The following is a 20,942-nucleotide window of genomic DNA, read 5'->3' on the forward strand; positions in this document are numbered from 1 at the left end:
TACAACCAAATTCATCATAATTACATCTCTTCCGTGTATTCCCTGATTCACCTTAACAAACTCCCTTATGAAAATCTCAAAATCGGTATTACAGGCAGTGGCTGTTGCGGTTACAGTTACTGCACTTGCTACGGCCTGCACAGACAATGCTGTTGGACCAAACGGCGAAAAAATAACCAAGAACAAAAAAATCGATCCTTGTCCGGCCTGCGGAATGGGGTGATTCTTACGTATCCATGTCTGAAATCTACTCAGCGGTCGCCTGTAACCTGGACACCCATATTTTACGAGCGGCCCTGCCTTTGTTTGAACAGGAAAAGGTGGAGGCCATTGAGTGGTCCTTTGACACACTTTACAAATTCGACGAGATCCCGCCCTGGTTTACCGACCTGGTGAGCGAATTCAGCAAACAGAACCGGTTAATGGGCCACGGCGTGTATTTTTCCTTGTTTTCCGGCAAATGGTCTTCCGGGCAGCAGGAATGGCTTCGCAAACTAAAAAAGCTATCCGCCGAGTTCAATTTCGACCATATTACCGAGCATTTCGGTTTCATGACCGGCGAAGATTTCCATAAAGGCGCGCCGATCGGCATTCCGCTTACTCCCCGGACACTGGCGCTGGGGCAAGATCGTCTGCAAAGGATCCAGGATGCATGTCAATGTCCGGTAGGGTTGGAAAACCTCGCCTTCTCCTATTCCATCGATGAAGTCAGGAAGCATGGTGTCTTTTTAGACCAGCTGGTAGAAAGTGTCAATGGTTTCATCATTCTTGACCTGCACAACATCTACTGCCAGGTTCACAATTTCAACATTGATTTTGTCGATATTTTAAAGCTGTACCCGCTCAATAAGGTGCGGGAAATCCATATTTCGGGCGGGAGCTGGGAAGATACGGCTACGCCCCAGGGTAAGCCCGTGCGGCGCGACACGCACGACGAATCGGTACCGGAAATCGTATTTGAATTCCTCGGCAATGCTATTCCCCAATGCCCTAATCTGAAATTCGTCGTGCTCGAACAAATGGGTACGGCCCTCTCCACCTATGCCAGTCAGGCCGCTTTCCAGTCTGATTTTCTTCGCATGGACAGCATAGTCAAATCGCTGGCACGGAAATTTGACCCGATACCAGAACGCATGTTTGCCCCATTGGCAGCATCCTTGAACGCCATTCCGTTGGAAGATGCCGATTTATATCAACAACAAATTCAACTATCTTATATCCTGGAAACAGCTGGAAACGTCAGTGAAGCAAGGGCAATGCTGCTCGCGTCCGACCTGCGCAACACCGCTTGGGAAGTTGAAAACTGGGCCCCATACATGCTGGAAACCGCCATATCCATTGCCCGGAAGTGGAAAAATGGCTTTTAATTTTCAAACAGACAGACATATGGCTAACAAACTACTGAGAATGGATAATATCGGCATCGTCGTGGAATCCCTCGATAATGCCATTTCATTTTTCACGGAACTGGGAATGATTCTCGAAGGGCGTGCGACGATCGAAGGCGAATGGTCTGGTCGCGTTACCGGCCTGGCTTCACAGCAGGTCGAGATCGCCATGATGGTCACCCCCGACGGTCACAGCCGGCTTGAATTATCGAGATTTCTTACGCCTCCCGTTGAATCGGATCACCGTAATGCGCCTGTGAATGCGTTAGGATACCTGCGGGCCATGTTCGCCGTGGAAGACATTGATGAAATGGTAGCCCGACTTTCCAGGCATGGCGGCCAGCTGGTGGGTGAAGTGGTTCAATATCAGGACTCGTACCGGCTCTGTTATATGCGTGGCGCCGAAGGAATTCTTATTGGCCTGGCGGAGGAACTGGGTTAGTTCCCTCACATCGGTTTCAGGACATTAAACAGCGAAGCCCGGCAAACGTGGAGTTTGCCGGGCTTCATTGTCATTTCAGAATATCAATTTTTAAACAACATTAATACCCCGGATTCTGTTTGAGATTGTTGTTAACCGCGATTTGCGGGCTTGGGATCGCATAAACCAGCGTTTTCGGGTCCGGATCCGCAGGTTTGATTTGTCCCGCCAGCAGGAACTTGCCGAATCGGATCAGGTCCTGTCTTCTCCATCCTTCCCAATACAATTCTCTTCCACGCTCGTCCAGAAGATTGTCCAGCGTAAGAGCCGTCAGGTTAGCTGCGCCGCGGTTGGTACGGATCGAATTGACGACTCCCAGAGCGTCCGCCGCCGCGCCGGGCGTGCCCCCGCGCAGAATGGCCTCTGCCTTCATAAGCAACACATCCGAATACCGGTACACTACCCAGTCGTTGTTCCGCTGTCCTTTTGAAGCGTAGTCGAACGGATACTTGATCACCCTTATCCCAGCTGTTTCCAAAGTGGCGCCGCTTGTCCGGATTGTAATATCCCTGGTGAAAACCAACGGCTGAGTAGCAGGGTTTCTCGCATTGAGCGGCTTGTTGGTTACCCAGCTGTACTGCTGGCCTTCCAGAAAACCTACGTTCTGGATCTTGTAGTTTTTGGTGCGGTTGGAAGTGGTATCCGCCGGATAATTGTAGTAAATCCCCCTTCTTTCGTCGCCTGCCGCAAACTTATCATAGAAGTTGGACAGCGTTGCCCAGCCATTCCATCCACCCGGGGTCATGTTATAGTGCGACACCGTCCAGTAAGCCCGGTCCACGCCACCGCCACGTACACCTTCTTCATTATATAATGTGAAAATATTCTCGGTCGATTTCACATTGTTATCAGGCGCAAAATTGTCAAAATACTTACCCGGAGCGGAGATCTTATAGTCGGTGATCTCGTTAGCCAGGGAAATAACTTTGCTCATATCAGCCGCATCGAACTTGGGACTTTGTCTGTTCAAAAACGCGCCCTTGTTCAAATACACTTTCATCAGCAATACCCTCGCCGCATTTTTGTTAGCCACATAGGCCGGCCCTGTGGAAGGCAGGTCTTTCATGATGGCATTCATTTCCGAGATGATGAAATCGATCGTTTCCTGCGACGTCAGCGTTTTGGGCAACTCACGGAAATCCTCAAGGCTTTCGCGGTAAGGCACAACACCCCACAAATCCATCACATCGAACATCGCCAAGGCGCGGATAAACCTTGCCTCCGCCGCCTGCTGAGCCGATGGAGCATAGCGCAGTACGTTGGAAGACTGATAGATGGCCGTCAGCAAACCGCCGAATGTGTTGCTCATATACGAGTTATCCGCATTCCAGGTATGCAGGTGAATAGCCCGGTGCGTACCGTTATCATCCCAGTCGCCCCCACGTGTGGGTGCGACTGCGGCGTCTGTCGAGAGCTCTTGCAAGCACCAGCGGTTATCCTGCTGATAGGGCCCGTTCAGCGAAGAATAGGCGCTGATCAATAGTTCGGCGGGATTGATATTCCCGGTGGTACCCTTTTCCAATGCGCTGCCCAGTTTCTCGTCCAGGTCGGTGCAGGAAAGCAGCATGGTGCAACTGAGAATTGCCGCACAATATGATTTGAGTTTCATAGATTCTTTGTTTTTGATGAATTACAACGAAAAGTTTACGCCCAGCAGGAAAGTCCTTGCCGAAGGGTACGGGATGTATTCGATCCCAAGGGATGGAATGCCTCCGCTTGAACCGTCCGTGTTCACCTCAGGATCGAAACCTTTGTACCCTGTGAGTACAAAAAGGTTCTGGCCTGTCAACGAGATGTTCAGGTTCTTGAAAGCCTTCCCGATGTTGCCAACCCGGTAGCTCAGGGTGACGTTTGACATTTTCATGTAATCGCCTTTTTCAAGGTATCGGGTGGAAGGCGCCGCCGAATTGGAGGTGGCTTCCTTGATATCCTTGTTGAAGAAATCTTTCGCGATGTTCTTGGTAGATAGGTTATTGATACCCAGTACAGTTGCAAAAGTGTTATTGAAAAGGTAGTGCCCAAATGCTCCGTTCATATTGACGATGGCCGAGAATTTCTTGTAAGTCACGTCCGTAGAGAAACCCAGGAGGTATTTCGGGTTAGGGCTATGTACGTAGAACTTGTTCTGAGCGGGGTCCACGGAAGTGCCCACCTGGCCATCCGCGCCTTCGTACATACTGGTTCCGGTCGTAGGGTCGAGGCCTGCATACTTGGCCAGGTACCAAACGTTCAGCGGTTGGCCGCTTACCATTCTTTGTCCCAAAACGCCCGAGAAGCCCTGACCTCTCAATGCGGCCGTTTCGTAAAACCCTGGCAAGCCCGAAACGCTGTTTTTCAGGTAGGTAGCATTGGCCGAAATATTCCAAGTCCAGTCTTTGTTTTCCAGCACAGTACCGGTCAGCGCAAGTTCGACACCCTTGTTCACTACCTCTCCATCCAGGTTCACCCAGATTTTTCCGCTCGGCGCAGGTTGTGCCAGCGTTCTCTCAAACAAACCGTCGGTCGTCTTTTTGTTGAAGACATCGATCGAACCTACGATTCTCGATTGGAACAAGCCAAAGTCGATACCCCCGTTGAAAGTTTCGGAAGTCTCCCATTTCAGGTCGGGGTTCCCGAAGTTGGCCTGGCTGATGCTTTGGGTACCAAATACATACCGGTCACGCGACGCACCCGAGTCAAACTCGCGGTTACCCGTTTTACCCCAGCCCAAACGCAGTTTCAGGTTGTTTACCGTGCTATTCCCTTTCAGGAAAGGTTCGTTCGAAATATTCCATGCGAGTGCTACCGCAGGGAAATTGGCATACTTGTTGTTTTCCCCGAATTTGGTAGAACCATCCCTTCTGACCGTTCCGGTGAACAGGTATTTATCGAGGTAATTCAATCCTACGCGTACAAACACCGACTGCAACTGGTTTGTCGGGGATTTGAAGGAATTAGCCCCGCGGTTGCTCGCCACCGAATAGTTCAGATAGTCGTAGAAATCCAGGCCCACATACGTGAAGCCGCTACCGCTCACGGAGTTCCAGCTGTTCGCATAGTCAAGAAACTCATAACCCGCTACCGCATTCAGGTTCAGCGAAGGGCTGATGTCCTTGTTATAGCTCAGCGTCTGGGTCAGCTGCTGATTGGTTTCCGAATTGTTTCCGATGAAAGCAAAACCATTTCTGATTTGTGCAGGGTCCACCATTCCGGCAATATACCGGCCCTTCCTGTTACCGGTCTGGCGGGTAATGCTATACACGAGCTTGTATTCCAGGTCATTGGTAATCTTGTAGGAAGGAGCAATGCTCGCCACCGTAGTATTGACGATCGCGATGTCCTTATACGCTCTCAGCGACGTCAGCGGGTTGATCGTCGTCGGGCTCACGTACGTGAGCGAGTCCGCGTTGACGCGCAACGGGCGGGTCGGGTTCCAGGTCAGCGCTTGCGAAATCACGTTACCGGTAAAGCCTACGCCCACGTCGATCGGGGCGAGGTTCTCGTTTGTCTGGGTAAACAGTACATTAAAATCAAGCCCTAACTTCTTGCTTTCCAGGAACCTGAAACTACTGTTAATGCTCGCCGTGTATTTTTTCAGTCTCGACGTTTCGATGATACCTTTCTGATCCATATAACCGGCCGAAACGCGGTATTTACCGTTATCGGTACCGCCCGTGATCGCCATCGAATAATTCTGCACCGGAGCAACACGGGTAATTTCATCGAATGCATTCACATTTCCGCCAAAATCAGCCCCTTTCAGGTCGTTGGGCGCATAGTATTGAACTGCTTCCCGGAATTCGTCGGCATTCAGCACTTCCGGTTTTCTCAGCAGGCTGGAAACACCGGTCGAAGCATTGATACTCACCGTGGGGGCACCGGAAGCACCTCTTTTGGTAGTGATGATCACCACCCCGTTGGCACCACGGGAACCATAAATAGCCGTTGCCGAAGCATCTTTCAAAATGTCCATGCTGGCAATATCATTCGGGTTGAGGTATGCCAACGGGTTACCACCGTCAGAACCGAAACCACCACTTCCGCCGGGACGCGCCGAGCTGCCCGAAAGCGGAATACCATCCAATACAAACAGCGGGTTGTTACCGGCACGGATCGAGGAGTTCCCCCGGATACGGACTGTGGTCGCACCACCCGGCTGCCCGGTATTATTGATCACCATCACCCCGGGTGTCCGGCCCTGAATCAGCTGGTCCGGAGCCGTGATCACCCCTTTGTTAAAATCCTTGGGTTGCAGCGAAACGACCGAGCCTGTCACATCTTTCTTCTTGACAGCCCCATAACCGATCACCACGACCTCTTCGAGCGCTTTTACATCATCGGCCAGCACCACATCGATGGTCGTTTGGCTGCCGACAGTCACTTCCTTCGTAGTGAAGCCGATAAAGCTGAATGCCAACGTAGATGCCGGTGGTGCGGAAATGGCGTAGCCGCCTTCCATATCGGTGGAAGTACCCTTGCTCGTCCCTTTAATGGTAATGGATACCCCTGGCAATGCATTGCCCTTGCTGTCGGTCACTTTCCCTTTCAGCGATATATCCTGGGCATGTGCATATCCCAGAAAAAACGTACAAAACAGAATGAACGCGCCCAAACCTTTCATGCCAAAGGACATCCGTCCTTTCGCGCTTCTTTCACCAGGGCGAAAAAGACGCAGAGAAAAATTCATCATAGATAAACTAGTTAGTGTTTGAAGAAAAAGTACAATGAAATCAAGGCCTTAGACGGCCCTCAGGTAGCAGCATACATAGGATTTTTAAGTTTTGGTTTTAGTTAGGCATTGGGTAACATCCTACCATTCCCACGCGGGGGGTTGCGTGCGGGAGGCAGGCCGGAAACTAGGCAAAATGCGGAATGGCGTATGTAATCAAGCAAAAACGGCACCCCGCCGCGGCGAAGGAAAAGGTAAAATCTATGTCGATATTAATAGTATTATTTGAATAACTAATGAAATTTACCAAATTAACCGCTGGTAAATTAATATAAATAGATCTGATAATGCAAAAAGAAAAAGTGAAATATTGGCGCTGAAAGTGACATTTTCAAACTAAGCCTATTTTGTCAAAATATTGTACAATATTGACATTAGAGAAGTGCAATAAACGGTAACATCTTTCTCCTCCTCTTCCGGAAATTGAGTGTTTACCGCATAACCGGACCATCCGGTAAGTGCCGGCAGTTATACTAGGATCCCAAGAATTCGGAAAAGGTCAGCCTCGCCACTACTTTCCCGGCAACCGCTTCAATCGCAAAACCGATATTGAGCAGCGCCGCAATATCCCTTACCAAAATCAGGCCAAGCCCCTCATTATCCCGCCCCAACCGGGCAGGATACTGCCCGGGTTTGCCCTGCCCGTCAGTTTGTAGAATTCCATCCGGCGCGACGCCGCCGACCGGATTTTCAATATAGAGGTGTAACCGGTCGCCGGCTATCGCACTGGATATTTGTATTTCCCCATCCCGGGTATTTTTGATTGCGTTGTCCAGCAGATTATGCAGGATAACACCTAAAAGATTGGCGTTGCAGTTTACCGTCAGGTTCTCGTTCAGGGAAATCTGTAGTGTATTGCCGCCAGCAATTACGATCGGTTCAAACAAGCCGGCTTTTTCCCGCACCAAAGCCGCCAGGTTTAGGTGTGCCAAATGCAAGGCTCCCCGGTGAATCTGATTTCTGGCAAATTCCAGGAGGTTTTGCATCAACATAGCCATGTCGTCCAGGCCGCGTTCTACTTGCTGGTTGTATTCGGATGCTTGCTCGTACTGTTTATTATCAATGAACTTGCCGGTGTGCTTCGTGGCCGTGATCATAAATTGAAGCGGGGCGTGTACGTCATGCGCGATCGACGCAACCACACGGGTGAGGAGGTATACCTGATGGTCCAGTTCCTCCTGCGATTCTCCCAAAAAGGAAAGCGCTTCTTCCAAATCCGCCGTTCGCTCCGAAACGAGCGCTTCCAGGACATGCTTCTGCCGCTCGGCATCCATCACACGGTCTCTCTCCCTTTTCAACGCCTCTTCCTGCCGCTCCCGCTCGGTTTCAAGCAGGAAAATAATGGGGACCATAATCAGTCCCAGCAAAAGGCCCCGCAAAGAAAGGCGAATGGTGATAATCCAGAGCGGAAGCTCACGCATGGATTTGAGCGGGTAGTCCTCAAACAAGCGGAACGACGCCAGGAAAAACAAATTGGAAATCACTGCGCAGAACAGGAGCGCCACCGCTATTTTCTGCCATTTGACTAATTTGAACTTGTAATAGGTCTGGTAGCTGGATAGCCAGGTGGCCATGCACATGAGCCAGATCACGATTTCCGATCCTACCAGGCTTACAAGATTGGCGCCCTGGCCTTCGGCAAGTCGAACAGGCACGATCGACAAGGTCACCACGGTCGCCATCACGGCGCCGAGTTGCAGATTATATTTTTTCATTTGGGACTTCATACCAACAATAGTGCACGCAATATAGCTGGTACTTGTCCGAACCCCGGCAGCGAATCGGGCTTGTTGCGGAAAATTCAAAGAAGCATTTGCCTTCGGGCCAATTGCTGTCAATTCGTTTTCAGTGACTTAACGGGATTAGCCGCCGCTGCCTTAAAACCCTGAAAACTAATCGTCACAATGGCCACACACAACCCCGCCGCCCCGGCCATTACGAACACCCACCCGCTGATCGGCACATGGTATGCGAAATCTTCCAGCCAGCTTTTCATGGCCAGATAAGCAACCGGCGACGCAATTAAAACGGACAGGAATACCAGTTTCAAAAAGTCTCCGGAAAGCATGGTTACTATATTCAAAACCGTCGCGCCAAGCACTTTCCGAATACCGATTTCCTTCCTGCGCTGTTCCGCCGCAAAAATGGTCAGCCCGAACAACCCCAGGCAGGCGATTACGATCGCCACACCCGTGAACCAGTAAACGATCCGGCCGGTTTTCTGCTCGTTCTTGTACATTTTATTATACGTGTCGTCGAGGAACGCATATTCGAAAGGCCGGTTTTTATTGAACTGATTATAAATTTTCCCAACGGATGCCAGGGTATTCGGAATGTCCACATTGCGGGCCAGCTTGATGTACAGGTAGTCATGAAAAATGCTGTCATCAGCGATCTCCAATCCCATCGGGGCAATCTTCTGAGTGAGTGAATTGAAGTGGAAATCTTTGATAATACCCAACAAATCCCTGTGAGTTTCCGCACCCAAATCCAATGTCTGGTTGTAATTCTCTGTTTGTATCCCCAATTCCTTCGCAGCAGTTTCATTCAGCACAACACCAATTCCTTTGTTTTCACCCGACCGCCTCCTCGGGCCCGCAACCCATTTGATCTGCATTGTTTCCACAAAATGTTCGTCGACGCGGAAATAATTCACACCTACCGTTTTATCACTATTCACCCTTTTCAGATCCCATTTATTGCCGAAAGGATAATACATCAGCAAAGCAGATGAAGTGACCGATTCAACACCAGAGAGGTCCTCCACGCTCTGCCGGATTTCCCGGTAGTGTTTATTCAACCCGTCTTCATGATCCAGAAATACGGTCACAATCCTGTCCCTGTTAATACCCAGATTTTTGGTCTGGAAAAGCTGCATTTGTTTGGTAATCAAAATAGAACCAATAATGAGCGCAATGGAAACCGCGAATTGAAAAACGGTAAACACTTTGCGTGCACGCGCCGCGCCTCCCATCGTACCGTAGGCGCCCCTGAAAATCTGCCCCGGTGCCAAACGCGAAAGAAGAAGGGCAGGATAGCCGCCCGAGAGAAGTATACTGGAAATGTAAAAGCCGATCAGCGAAAGCAGGAACCATGGATTTTTCAAAAAGGAAGCGTCCACAGGCAATTCGAGCGACCTGTAAAGGTAATCTTTTAAGCCCCAAAACAGCCCTACCGCTAATACAAATGCGATAGTCACATAAATGACCGATTCGAGATAAAACTGCAAAATCAACGCAATGCGTTGCCCTCCAACCACTTTCCGAACCGACACCTCCCCTGCCCTGCTGGAAGACGAAGCCGTAGTGAGGTTCACATAATTGCACAAAGCCAGCGACAGGATCAGCAACCCAATGAACGAAAACACCATGGCCTTTTGCTTCGCAGATTTGTCGTCCCTTTCAAAATGCATATCAAAAAGCGGGAAAAGGTCGTAGCTGTCTTTGACATCTGCTATTTTGGAAGAAGGAGAAAGTAGTGAAGGGATTTTCCGGTTGACCGACTCCTTCGAAGCATTAGGGCGCAGCAAAAGATAGGTGTGGTAGGACCCGACGGCACCTACGATGCGGATTTGCTCTTTCAGCTTGCTCTTTTCCGTGTACCCCTCCATCTCTTTCACCTCACGGGCCCGGAAAGAGATGAGGTCGCTCAGAAAATCAAACTTGATCGTGGAATTATGAGGCAGATCCTTCAAAACACCGACGATCTCGTAAACCTGCGTTTTGTCGTAAGTGATCGTTTTTCCAATGGGCTCCTGGTCACCGAAGTATTTGGCAGCCATGCTCTCCGTCAACAGAACGGTGTTAGGCTTAGTCAAAGCCGTTTTTTTATCTCCTTTAACAAATTCGAAAGAGAACATTTCCAGAAAATTGTTGTCAGCCGCCACAAAGCCCGCTTCATAGTATTTATGCTTGATATCACTCTGGACGAGCCGGCTATAAATACTTTGGTCCGTTATCCTTCCAAACTGTTCCACTTCGGCACATTGGTTCTTCAATACCTGTCCAAAATTGTACGAAAGCCAGGGCATGGAGTAGGACTTTTCACCATCGTTATGACTGAATTCCACTTTGACAATCCGGTCGCCATGGGCGTGGAAACGGTCGTGACTATACTCATTGGCGACGTAGGCCGCAACCAGCAAAGTGGCCGTAAGCCCGATCGCCAACCCGCCAATGTTCACGAAACTGATCACATAATGCCTTTGAATGTGGCGAAAAGCTACTTTTAGGTAGTGAGAAAGCATGGCTAATGCGGTTTTGGGTTCGGTAAGGAAGAGGCTTGGCCCCTCAAGATATGATCTCTACCTCAAATTCCCATCGCCTGATAACTCATTTTCATACTGCTCAGGCCCCACACCGATTTGCCGTCTTAGCGAACCGATCGACATGCTCGCCCCCCCTCGCAGGCAAGTATATTGGATAAAATCACATATATTTGAATATTCTAATATAACAAAACCAATGAACAGCCCGCTACATCTTTACAAAGCTGAGTTTTTCAAGGCGCTGGGGCATTCTGTCCGACTTGCCATACTCGACGCACTCAGGGAAGGCCCGCTTTCTGTAACCGAATTACAGGCTGTTATACAAGCCGACCAATCGATCCTTTCGCAGCATCTGGCCAAGTTGCGCGTGATGAAGTTTGTAAGCAGCCGCCGGGAAAAAACCACCATTTACTACGATGTTCCCGACCGGGAGGTATACCAGTTCCTCGACCTGGCCAAAAATATCTACGTGCGCCAGTTGCAGCAATCGCAGGAAATGCTGAAAGAACTTGCTCCCTCGGAGGAATTACCGGAGTGATCTGCGGGAATGCGGCCTATTGAGGAAAATAATTTTGACCATCATATGAATTTGAAACTAGAAAAAAGAAGCGGCAACGCATGCGAACTATGTAAATCCGATCAGCAGATCTCCGTTTATCAGATCCCACCTGTCGGCTACTCCGATAACGAGATTGTCGTGTGCAAGCAATGCCGTTCGCAGATAGAAAGAGAAGAGGAAATGAACAGCGAATACTGGGGTTTTCTCTCCGAAACGATGTGGAGCGAGGTACCCGCTGTGCAGGTCGTCGCCTGGCGCATGCTGAGCCGCCTGAAAAATGAGACCTGGGCTGCCGACAATCTGGATATGATGTATCTGGACGAAGATATGCTGACGTGGGCCCAGGCAAGCTCAGACCACGAAGGAGCAGCCGACATGGCCGTTCACCGGGACAGCAATGGCAATATCCTGAAAAACGGGGACACGGTCGTGCTCACCCGCACATTGGACGTGAAGGGCAGTTCCCTGAATGCCAGAATGGGTACGGTAGTCAAAAATATCCGTGTTGTGGAAGACAACACAGAACAAATTGAGGGTAAAATCGATGGCCAGCTGATCGTCATCTTGACCAAATATCTCCGCAAACAAGCTTAAAACCCTCTTTCTGTCTGACGCCGGCATTTGCATTGTTTCATTCACCTGCCGGCGTTTTCCGTCTTCACGGAATGTGCAGGACGCTTTCAGGAAAACGGGGAGCGTTGTCACGTGGATCGTTTTCAAAAAGCTGCGCATTACAATCCCATCCAACCATCGCAGTTTACCGCCGGTTTCGATCGCTGCTATTCGAAGCGACCGCAAGAACTGCACATTTTTTATAAATCGGGCGGCGTACATTTGCAGTGTAAATATTGAAAAAATGACCAGCGAAGTACTGTTATACATCAATAGCCATTTGGATAGTAAAATTACCCTGGAAAATCTGGCCGATCTGACAGGCTACTCCCCCTTTCACCTTCAGAAGAAACTGAGCGCCGAGCTGGGGACGAGCCTTGGCAGGTACATTCAGGAGCAGCGATTGCATACCGCCGCCTACTTCCTGGCTTTAACACGGGTGCCGGTCCATGAAATAAAATACCTGATCGGTTTTGAAGATGACAGCTCTTTTGGAAGGGCATTTAAAAAATTATACGAAGTGCCCCCGCTTCAGTATCGGAAATCGAAGCAGCACCAGCAGACTTTTCCGGTGCAAACTTTCAAGTATATATCTACAAAAGGCGTCGTTAACAGCGAGTCGCCCAAGGTCGCGCGGGTTTTCGCTTCAAGGGGTGACTATTTCTCCGAAAGCATATTCGCGGTATGGAAAGACGTCGCCGAATACATCAGGTCGATCAACAGATCTCCCGGGGATTTTAACTACTACGCCATTCTGCATGAATGCCCGCATATGACAGGCACCCGCGACTCGCGTTATGACGCCGCCATTGTTCCCATAGGTTTTGAACTTCCGGAAGATCCTTTTCTTGAAACCAGGATACTGGATGGCCGATACGTCAGATATGATTTTTGCTGCCGGGTACGGGATTATGAAACCATGAGTACCGAGGTGAACAACATGTTGGCACAGCAAACGAATATACAACACCGTTATGGCGCGTCGTATTTCAGGTTCGACACCTTGCCCGACTATCAAGATCCTGATAACCTGTTTATCAACTGGTATTTACCAATCGAATAAATAATAATACCTACATGAAAAAAAGAATCGTAGTATCCCTGCATTGCCTGGGGATAGCAGGGCTTGTTTTTGCCTTTGGCGACCTCCTGATAGAGCAGGAGAATGTTATTTTCAAGGCCAGTGCCGAACCCGGAGCATTTGCTGAACTGACCACATCCAATGCCTACTTGTGGTGGGCAGGGCGGGGATTTCTGGGGGTGTTTCTGGAAATGATCGGGACCGTAGGGCTGTATCTGTACCTGCAAAAAACGAGGGCCGAAAAATGGGCCTTTGCAGGGCTGCTCCTTACCCTCACACATCAGATGCTGGGGATCGGCGTGTTTGCCGTCGCTTATTTCCTGTTTCCTGCCGCAGGACACTTGTTCCTGGCCGGGGCACCGAATGCGATCTCCTATGCCACCATGGAAGGATCACTGGCCGCACTTTTCGGGATTTCGCTGGCATGTACCATGGCGGGTTTGTTTTGCATGGCCATCGCCGTCCAAAAGAGTGGAATATTACCGAAATGGACCGGTTGGCTGGCATTGCTGGGGTTTGCGCTGATCCCCGTACCGGGCGTAATTATCCAGTTTCTGGCTAATACCCTCTGGGGCATTGCTTACTTCCGGATGGCCGTTCACGTCAGCAAAACCATGAATGTGCGGCAGGAAGAGGCGCTGATCAGTTATTTGAAAAACTGAGTCTTTACCAAAATAACTCCCAAGTCACGCAGTACAATCGGCAGGATCAGGTGATACTCTCCTGATCCTGCATTCCACATTCAATAACAATTTATCATGAAACTTTTCTGCCTGGCTGTTTCCGCGGCCATATGGTCGGTGTATGCCTATCCCAAAGGTCCCGAAGCACCGAAGCAATTGATTCTAAATTTGAAGTTGTATGCACAAAACGAAATTACTTCATAACATTTCACAAATAGGGTTTACCAACAAAGAATTAAAAACCCAATCAGCTAAAAGCTATCCAAGCTAATTTCAATTACACTATTTAAGTATACAATTGGTAACAATTGGAATATAAAAATATTTTGTATAACATTTTGATAATTAGCCACGAGTTACTTAGCTTTACAAAAGACAATTTATTCTATATATAATTCATTAACCGAAAGCATATCGGACGGGATTTTTATGCGATTCACGTAAGTCAGCGCATAAAAAACTGTCAAGGCGTTTTATTGCATACACTTTACGATCAAATAGACCTCCTGCCGCACTCACCATTTCATCAGTTTATCTCAGTTATAACTTCTAAACAAACAATGTATCATGAAAAGATTGCTACTCCTTTTAACCTGTATCTCCTTATGGACAAATTCCTTTGCTGCACCCAACGTGCTCATTACCGGAAATTTTAGTATGGTTGAGCCCTTAACAAACCAAGAATATGTATTAACCGAATACGATATGCCTGCTAATGCTACCAATCTAACGGTCAACTGGACGTTCACCGGGCACAATACGTCAAGTACAATCGTGTGGGAAAACCGGTCAACATCGCCCTTGATGACCAGATGGAAAGCAAAAAATGTGCAATGGGCCAATACACCAAACGGGGCAAACCAACATATGGTGCAGGCGACGTTAACTTATACAATCAACAATGGCTCGACCGTATATACATTAACGGCACCGGCTCTTCAAGTCCAGGTCAAGCACATAGGATCCATAAGTACCATGAATATTGCCGGGACAAACTACAATAATAATAATTATCGCAACCATGCTTGCGGAACGAGTCCTGTTACGGTATCCGTACCAGCTGTCGCAACAGACCCTAGCCAAACAGTTAATTATACATGGACTTTCCCAAGCGGTTGGTCTCCCGCCAGTACAACAACCACTACACCAAGTGTTTCAGTTACGCCGTCTGCCGGTGGGCCGGGAATCATCAAAGTGGAAGCTAAACGGATTGACGGGACCACGAAAGTGGCAATCCAGGTTAACATTACCCGCCCATTGCCTACCCAACCCACCATTAACTCAGCAGACATACTATTGTGCAATCCTGTTACCATTACGGCAACAGCGTCCTCCGCGACAAGCTACGAATGGATTACAACGGGGGGAATTTCAGCCAGCTCACCAGGCGGTACCAATTCTGCCTACATCACTGGTACTTCGGATGGAACCGTGAAAGTAAGGTCTTATTCCTCGGTTTGTGCAGCCTACTCCGCTTACAGCTTCGCACTAAATGTAAAGCGAAGCGCTCCTATTCCGGCCGCAATACAAGTAACTACAAATGGTGGTGGCTCGCCTGATTTTATGTGTAATGGTAGCGGCGTTGATCTAAACGTATGGACTGGCGAACCCGGAAGTGTATGGGGAGCCTGGGCCGTAAGCGATCCCGCCAATACCTATTTTAATTACAGTGGACCAACAGCCTATTTCAATTCATATGTCAACAACTGCTATGGCATTACCGTTAACGTAAGCAATTGTTTTGGATCGGTTCAAAAAGGGATTACTATTTGTGTTGATTATTGCGGAGCCAGAATTGCAACATCCCACACTGTTTTCCCTAATCCTGCCAGAGAAGTGGTCAACATTGAATTTGACAACGTCGATGATTTTTCAACGCTCCCATCGACCATATTACTAATAAGCGAAAAAAGCGGAAAACAGGTTAAGTCTGTAAATGCTTTGAAGCAGTACGCAAACTTTAAGGAAAATAAAAAATTAGAGATCGACGTCTCCGATGTACCGAGAGGAACATATTACCTGCACATGGGAAGACCAAACGGAGAAACCACCAAAACACGTCTCATTCTGAATTAAAATTAAAAATTATAATAGGAATTATAGCAGAAAGTCGCCACTTGGTTTTACCAAATGGCGGCTTTCTGTCTTTTTATTTTCCTTTCGAAATAAGTCGTCGCTTTTACAAAAAAAGCGGTCGGATTATAAGCCTACTTACTCTCACTCTTTTTATCCAGAAACAAATAGCGGGCATCATTATATTTTACTGCTTTCGATTCCGTGTTCAGGATCATCACCGGTGGTGTGGCATCGTTTGGTTGCGCGGCCTGCCATTCGGGAAGTTTATCACCGTTGGGATTTCCCTTGATGACGAAGTTTGCAAAGTAGTTCAGCATTGTTTCCGACACCTTGTGGTCGTCAGCCGTCCAGGCATAGTCTTTCACCAGATCGAGGTTACCCATGCAATACTCGATTTCACACGCATGCGGAGCGCCGATAGGCTCGGGCATTTTTGGGCTCCCCTGCTGTACGCCGCCAGCCAGGCCGGGTGTTAAGCTTTTATCGACCAACGGCGGACGTAGTTTACTGTACAGATAGCGATAAACCGGCTGGTTGCTGTTTTTACGATGCATATCAAACCATTTCCAGGTGCTGTAAGAAATGAAGCGATCGGAGGCCAGATTGGTAGCAGCCCATTCCACTTCCTTTGCGTCGCCATGCGGATACACTTTCAATACTTCTTCCCAATCATTCGGATATGCCTCTTTCACTTTCTTCACCAGATTCTCTTCCGTAACAGGGCCCTGGGTAAAGGCGGAGCCTGGAATCTCGGCGGAGTTCCATCCCAACAACAAAGGAACTTGCGCCTGCTCTCTGGCCTTGAAAATTTCCAGCATGGTTTTGGGGAAGAAATATCCGTCGACCACAGGAGGAAAACCGAAACGTTTGGATTCGGTATACACTTCATACAGCTCGCGGGTGCTGGCACCCCTGAGTTGCGCCAGCGAGGCATAACCCGCATTTTTTGCGAAGTCCGCACCGATTTTTTCGGCTTCGGCCAGGGGTACCGCTGACAATGCGCCAATTCCGGAACCGCTTTCGCCAATGGCTCCTGCTATCAGGTTCTTTGACAACGGAGAAACCATTTGCGCGCTGACCGAGATGGAACCAGCCGACTCGCCTGCAATGGTGACTTTCTTCGGATCACCGCCGAAGGCTGCAATGTTTTTATTCACCCATTTCAATGCGAAAGCCTGATCCAACAGTCCGTAATTACCGGATCCTTTGTACGCGGCTTCCTTACTTAACTCCGGATGGGCAAAGAAGCCGAATAATCCCAGGCGGTAATTGACCGTCACCACCACAATTCCCTTTTTGGCCATTGCTGCGCCGTCGTACCGAGGTTCGGAACCATCTCCGGCGACGAATCCGCCCCCATAGAAATAGACCAAAACAGGCAGCCCGGCCGTGTTGCGTTTAGCCGGCGTCCACACATTCAGGTACAAGCAATCTTCGCTGATGCCGTTCGAACGGAAACCCATATCCCCGAATACCGGGGCTTGAATGGCACGCGGGCCAAACGCCTTCGTTTGTTTCACGCCCGTCCAGTTGGCAAGCGCTTGCGGTGCTTTCCAGCGGAGGTCCCCCACCGGAGGCTTGGCGAACGGTACTCCCAGATAGAGTTGTAAGCCGGTTTTGGTGTCATACAGGCCCTCGATAGTGCCCGTTTCCACTTTGGTTTGCACCGGAAAACCATTGTTGCCCTGGGCGAACAGACCGGTGTTTTTCAAGCAGCACAGCAGGAGTGCCGTCAGTAAGTAAAAAGTTCTCATCCTTATTGTCTCAGTTTGTGACAATAGTAATTGGTTATTATCACAAGTGCTAACTATTTTTGAAGAAAATTTTCCATATGCCAGAAAAGGCCTTTTTACCGCATATTGCTTACGACTCCGTGATTTTTGGGTTTTCAGACGGCGACCTGAAAATCCTGATTATGGAATATCACAACACCGGCCTGTTTGCCTTGCCGGGCGGTTTTGTACGAGCGGATGAAAATCTGAACGACGCCGTGTTACGTGGGCTGCATGAGCGCACGGGCCTGACGGACATCTACCTCGAACAGTTTTATACGTTTGGTGATGTCAGCCGTTTCGAGCCGGAGCTGATGCGCACCCTGCTGGAAGCCAACGGCATTCGGCCTGACGAAGGATATCAATGGATGCTCGACCGGTTTATCTCGGTGGCCTATTATGCATTGATCAATTATGAAGATGTGACGCCCAAACCGGATGCGCTTTCAGATTCCTGCGAGTGGTACCCGGTCAACGAACTGCCCAAACTCATTCTGGATCACAGGAATATTGTAGAAAAGGCCATTCAAACGTTGCGGGACAATCTTGATAGAAAACTGGTGGGGGGAAATCTGCTTCCCAAAAAATTCACCATGAATGAACTTCAGAATGTATACGAGGCGATTCTCGGTACCAAACTTCGGAGAACCACCTTTCAGCGAAAGATGCTGGCCGCCGAAGTATTGGTACGTCACGAGAAACTATTTTCGGGAAAGGCACACATGGCTCCTTATTTGTACAGCTTTAAGTAAGATGCAGTCCGTATCCGGGCGATAGCACTTTCCTGATATCTAAAACATTTTACACTTTGGCCGCCACAAATCCGGCCTTCGTCACTGCGACGATAATCTCCAGTTCGTCCTGATCGGTATCGACGGTCAGGATTTTTTCCGGCGTAGCGATGTCGACATGCCAGTTACCTTCTCCTACCGTTTCATTGAGCGCGGGGGTCACACCGGCTACACAACCGGAACAATTGATATTCGTTCTGAATTTTAAAGTTTCCATAAAAACCTGTGTTTGAGTTTGTTTAAATGACCTCTCAAAAGTAATGTGCAGGCTTTCGACGGGTATTACAGAATTCAGTTCCAACGTTGCATAGTTTCAGGCATGTTCATCATTTGACCTGCAGCAATTTGGCATTGATGGCCACCACGATCGTCGAGGCGCTCATCAGTACCGCGCCCATCGCCGGGCTAAGCATAAAAGAAGGATAAAGAATCCCGGCGGCAAGCGGTATCGCGATGACGTTATAGCCGATGGCCCAGGCCAGGTTCTGTACCATTTTCCGGTAGGTGGCGCGACCAAACCGAATCATCTGCGCCACATCCATCGGATCGCTGTTCACCAGAATAATATCGGCAGTTTCGGCCGCTACATCGGTCCCGGAGCCGACGGCAATGCCCACGTCGGCCTGGGCCAGGGCGGGCGCATCGTTTACCCCGTCGCCGGTCATCGCCACGATTTCCCCTCGCTGCTGAAATTCTCTGACCTTGTTCTGTTTTTCGTGTGGCAGCACATTGGCCAGGTATCCATCCATATCCAGTTTCCTGCTCACGGCCTCCGCAATTTTCTCGTTGTCGCCGGTCAACAGGAAGGTTTTGATATGCATGTTTTTAAGCTCCGCAACTGCTTCGGCCGCACTTTCACGGATCGTGTCCGCGAAAGTGATCAAGCCCGCCGGTTCGCCGTCGATCAGCACAAAATTGACCGTTTCAATGGCCTGATCCACCTGATCGGGGATTTCCGGCATCGACTTGTGCGCCTGCTTGAAATAGTTCGGGCCCGCCGCAACTACTTCCCCTCCCTTCACCCTTCCGCTGACACCCACGCCCTGCATGTAGTTAAAATCAGTCGAGGACCAAAGTTCCAGGCCTGCCTGTTTAAGCTTGCGCATGATACCGTGGGCAATATGGTGTTCGGAATTTTGCTGAACCGCCGCAGCATATTGCAACAACTCATCCGGGGAAAAGCGGCTATCCAGCGGAATAATCTGCTGGACTTCATGGGTTCCCTTGGTCAGCGTGCCGGTTTTATCAAAAATAATGGTAGTCAGTTTTCTAGCATTTTCAAATGCCGTCCGGTTCCGGATGAGCAGTCCATGGGTAGCCGAAAGGGATGTCGAGATGGCTATCACCAGCGGTATGGCCACGCCCAGTGCATGCGGGCACGAGGTAACCATCACCGTCACCATACGTTCAAGTGCAAAAGCCAGCTCCTGCCCGCCCGTGTACCACACGATGAAGGTAACAATGCCCACGGTGATGGAAATCAGCGTCAGCCATTTTGCCACTTTATCAGCCAGATTCTGCGTATTGGACTTGGCGCTTTGTGCGCTCCTGACCATCGTTATCACCTTTTGAAGATAGCTCTGGTCCCCCGCCCCGGTGACCGACACCTTTAATATGCCGTCCCCGTTGACCGCGCCGCCTATCACCTTGTCGTCCTTCCGCTTTTGCACCGGAGTGCTTTCGCCTGTGAGCATACTTTCGTTGACATACGAATTGCCGTCCGTCACCACGCCGTCGGCAGCTACCTTTTCGCCGGGTTTGACTAGCAGCAGGTCGCCGCTTTTCAGGTCTTTCAATGCGATGTCGGATACCTGGCCATCTTTTTCCACATGCACGACCGCCGGGAGCAGCGCCACCAGCGATTCAAGAGCCCTCGACGCCGCCATCTGCGATTTCATTTCCAACCAGTGCCCCAACAGCATAATGTCGATCAAGGTCGCCAACTCCCAAAAGAAATCCATTCCCCGCAAGCCTAATGCGACGGCAACGCTGTACACGTAAGCCGTCGTGATTGCGACCGCGACGAGCGTCATCATACCCAGGTTCCGGGACCTTACCTCCCTGACGAGCCCGTCCAGGAAAGGCCATCCTCCATAAAAGTAGATCACCGTCCCCAGCACCAGCAGCACATATGCATCACCGGGGAACGTCCAGCTGATCCCCAGCCATTGCTGTATCATATGCGAAAGCAGCAGCACGGGCACGGTGATTACCAGGCATATCCAGAATCGCTTCAAAAAATCAGCGGTATGGTGCCCGGCATGTTTGTCGTGGCCGGAATGTTCAGCACCGCCGTCATGCGACTTCGGATGAACATGTTCCGCCTCTGCCGGCATTTCCGAATGCCCCTTGTGCATTGGTTTATGCTGGTGATGTTGGTGATCGTGGTCGTGGTGCTGCTCCATTGTGATCAATTTTGGGGTTAATCCATCCCGTATTTCCCTCAATGGGCGGGGTTGTCAAAGGTTCAAGACACAAAAGACTTAAATAGAAAGTGGTGTATGTTACTTAATTATGGTTTTTT

At 49.5% G+C, this 20,942-nt stretch carries 16 protein-coding genes; 9 read left to right on the forward strand and 7 right to left on the reverse strand.

Annotated features, from left to right (window positions below):
- Nucleotides 1-67 precede the first annotated feature (67 nt).
- From J7619_RS01030 to J7619_RS01040, 3 genes are read left to right on the forward strand one after another with little or no spacing between them, the layout of a single operon-like run.
- Nucleotides 68-223 (forward strand): hypothetical protein, encoded by a 156-nt coding sequence (locus J7619_RS01030; protein ID WP_291193018.1) that lies wholly within the window; start codon nucleotides 68-70, stop codon nucleotides 221-223.
- A gap of 13 nt (nucleotides 224-236) precedes the next feature.
- Nucleotides 237-1,367: a DUF692 family multinuclear iron-containing protein gene (locus J7619_RS01035; protein ID WP_291193020.1), complete on the forward strand. Its 1,131-nt coding sequence runs from the start codon at nucleotides 237-239 to the stop codon at nucleotides 1,365-1,367.
- Between the two features lie 19 nt (nucleotides 1,368-1,386).
- Nucleotides 1,387-1,830, forward strand: a complete 444-nt coding sequence (locus J7619_RS01040) for a VOC family protein (RefSeq protein ID WP_291193022.1) — start codon at nucleotides 1,387-1,389, stop codon at nucleotides 1,828-1,830.
- A 100-nt stretch (nucleotides 1,831-1,930) separates the two neighbouring features.
- Here the strand turns inward: J7619_RS01040 and J7619_RS01045 are convergent, their stop codons facing one another.
- The 4 genes from J7619_RS01045 to J7619_RS01060 all read right to left on the reverse strand — a co-directional run bounded on the left by J7619_RS01045 (nucleotide 1,931) and on the right by J7619_RS01060 (nucleotide 10,823).
- Nucleotides 1,931-3,478 carry a RagB/SusD family nutrient uptake outer membrane protein gene (locus J7619_RS01045; protein ID WP_291193024.1) on the reverse strand — a complete coding sequence of 516 codons (1,548 nt, stop codon included), beginning with the start codon at nucleotides 3,476-3,478 and terminating at the stop codon, nucleotides 1,931-1,933.
- Nucleotides 3,479-3,499: 21 nt separating this feature from the next.
- Nucleotides 3,500-6,538 carry a SusC/RagA family TonB-linked outer membrane protein gene (locus tag J7619_RS01050; protein ID WP_291193026.1) on the reverse strand — a complete coding sequence of 1,013 codons (3,039 nt, stop codon included), beginning with the start codon at nucleotides 6,536-6,538 and terminating at the stop codon, nucleotides 3,500-3,502.
- Nucleotides 6,539-7,050: 512 nt separating this feature from the next.
- Nucleotides 7,051-8,292, reverse strand: coding sequence for a HAMP domain-containing sensor histidine kinase (locus tag J7619_RS01055; RefSeq protein WP_291193028.1), 1,242 nt, complete (start codon nucleotides 8,290-8,292; stop codon nucleotides 7,051-7,053).
- Nucleotides 8,293-8,411: 119 nt separating this feature from the next.
- Nucleotides 8,412-10,823: an ABC transporter permease gene (locus J7619_RS01060; RefSeq protein WP_291193030.1), complete on the reverse strand. Its 2,412-nt coding sequence runs from the start codon at nucleotides 10,821-10,823 to the stop codon at nucleotides 8,412-8,414.
- Between the two features lie 217 nt (nucleotides 10,824-11,040).
- Between J7619_RS01060 and J7619_RS01065 the strand changes: the two genes are divergently transcribed.
- From J7619_RS01065 to J7619_RS01085, 5 genes are all read left to right on the forward strand, one after another.
- Entirely contained in the window at nucleotides 11,041-11,382 is a 342-nt protein-coding gene (locus tag J7619_RS01065; protein ID WP_291193032.1) for a metalloregulator ArsR/SmtB family transcription factor, read from the forward strand.
- Nucleotides 11,383-11,427: 45 nt separating this feature from the next.
- Nucleotides 11,428-11,997, forward strand: a complete 570-nt coding sequence (locus tag J7619_RS01070) for an alkylphosphonate utilization protein (RefSeq protein WP_291193034.1) — start codon at nucleotides 11,428-11,430, stop codon at nucleotides 11,995-11,997.
- 262 nt (nucleotides 11,998-12,259) lie between these two features.
- Nucleotides 12,260-13,078 (forward strand): AraC family transcriptional regulator, encoded by an 819-nt coding sequence (locus J7619_RS01075; protein ID WP_291193036.1) that lies wholly within the window; start codon nucleotides 12,260-12,262, stop codon nucleotides 13,076-13,078.
- Between the two features lie 14 nt (nucleotides 13,079-13,092).
- Nucleotides 13,093-13,758: a hypothetical protein gene (locus J7619_RS01080; protein ID WP_291193038.1), complete on the forward strand. Its 666-nt coding sequence runs from the start codon at nucleotides 13,093-13,095 to the stop codon at nucleotides 13,756-13,758.
- 588 nt (nucleotides 13,759-14,346) lie between these two features.
- On the forward strand, nucleotides 14,347-15,855 hold the full coding sequence (locus tag J7619_RS01085) for a T9SS type A sorting domain-containing protein (RefSeq protein WP_291193040.1): 1,509 nt from the start codon (nucleotides 14,347-14,349) through the stop codon (nucleotides 15,853-15,855).
- Nucleotides 15,856-15,986: 131 nt separating this feature from the next.
- On the opposite strand, the gene J7619_RS01090 is transcribed toward J7619_RS01085, so the two are convergent.
- Entirely contained in the window at nucleotides 15,987-17,609 is a 1,623-nt protein-coding gene (locus J7619_RS01090; RefSeq protein ID WP_291193041.1) for a carboxylesterase/lipase family protein, read from the reverse strand.
- A gap of 77 nt (nucleotides 17,610-17,686) precedes the next feature.
- On the opposite strand from J7619_RS01090, the gene J7619_RS01095 reads away from it, so the two are divergent.
- Nucleotides 17,687-18,379: an NrtR DNA-binding winged helix domain-containing protein gene (locus tag J7619_RS01095; RefSeq protein WP_291193043.1), complete on the forward strand. Its 693-nt coding sequence runs from the start codon at nucleotides 17,687-17,689 to the stop codon at nucleotides 18,377-18,379.
- Between the two features lie 49 nt (nucleotides 18,380-18,428).
- Here J7619_RS01095 and J7619_RS01100 read toward each other — a convergent pair whose 3' ends face one another.
- Nucleotides 18,429-18,635 (reverse strand): heavy-metal-associated domain-containing protein, encoded by a 207-nt coding sequence (locus tag J7619_RS01100; RefSeq protein ID WP_291193045.1) that lies wholly within the window; start codon nucleotides 18,633-18,635, stop codon nucleotides 18,429-18,431.
- Nucleotides 18,636-18,744: 109 nt separating this feature from the next.
- Nucleotides 18,745-20,823: a heavy metal translocating P-type ATPase gene (locus J7619_RS01105; protein WP_291193046.1), complete on the reverse strand. Its 2,079-nt coding sequence runs from the start codon at nucleotides 20,821-20,823 to the stop codon at nucleotides 18,745-18,747.
- Nucleotides 20,824-20,942 lie beyond the last annotated feature (119 nt).

It is taken from the genome of Dyadobacter sp. (genome assembly GCF_017744695.1).
Classification (GTDB): domain Bacteria; phylum Bacteroidota; class Bacteroidia; order Cytophagales; family Spirosomataceae; genus Dyadobacter.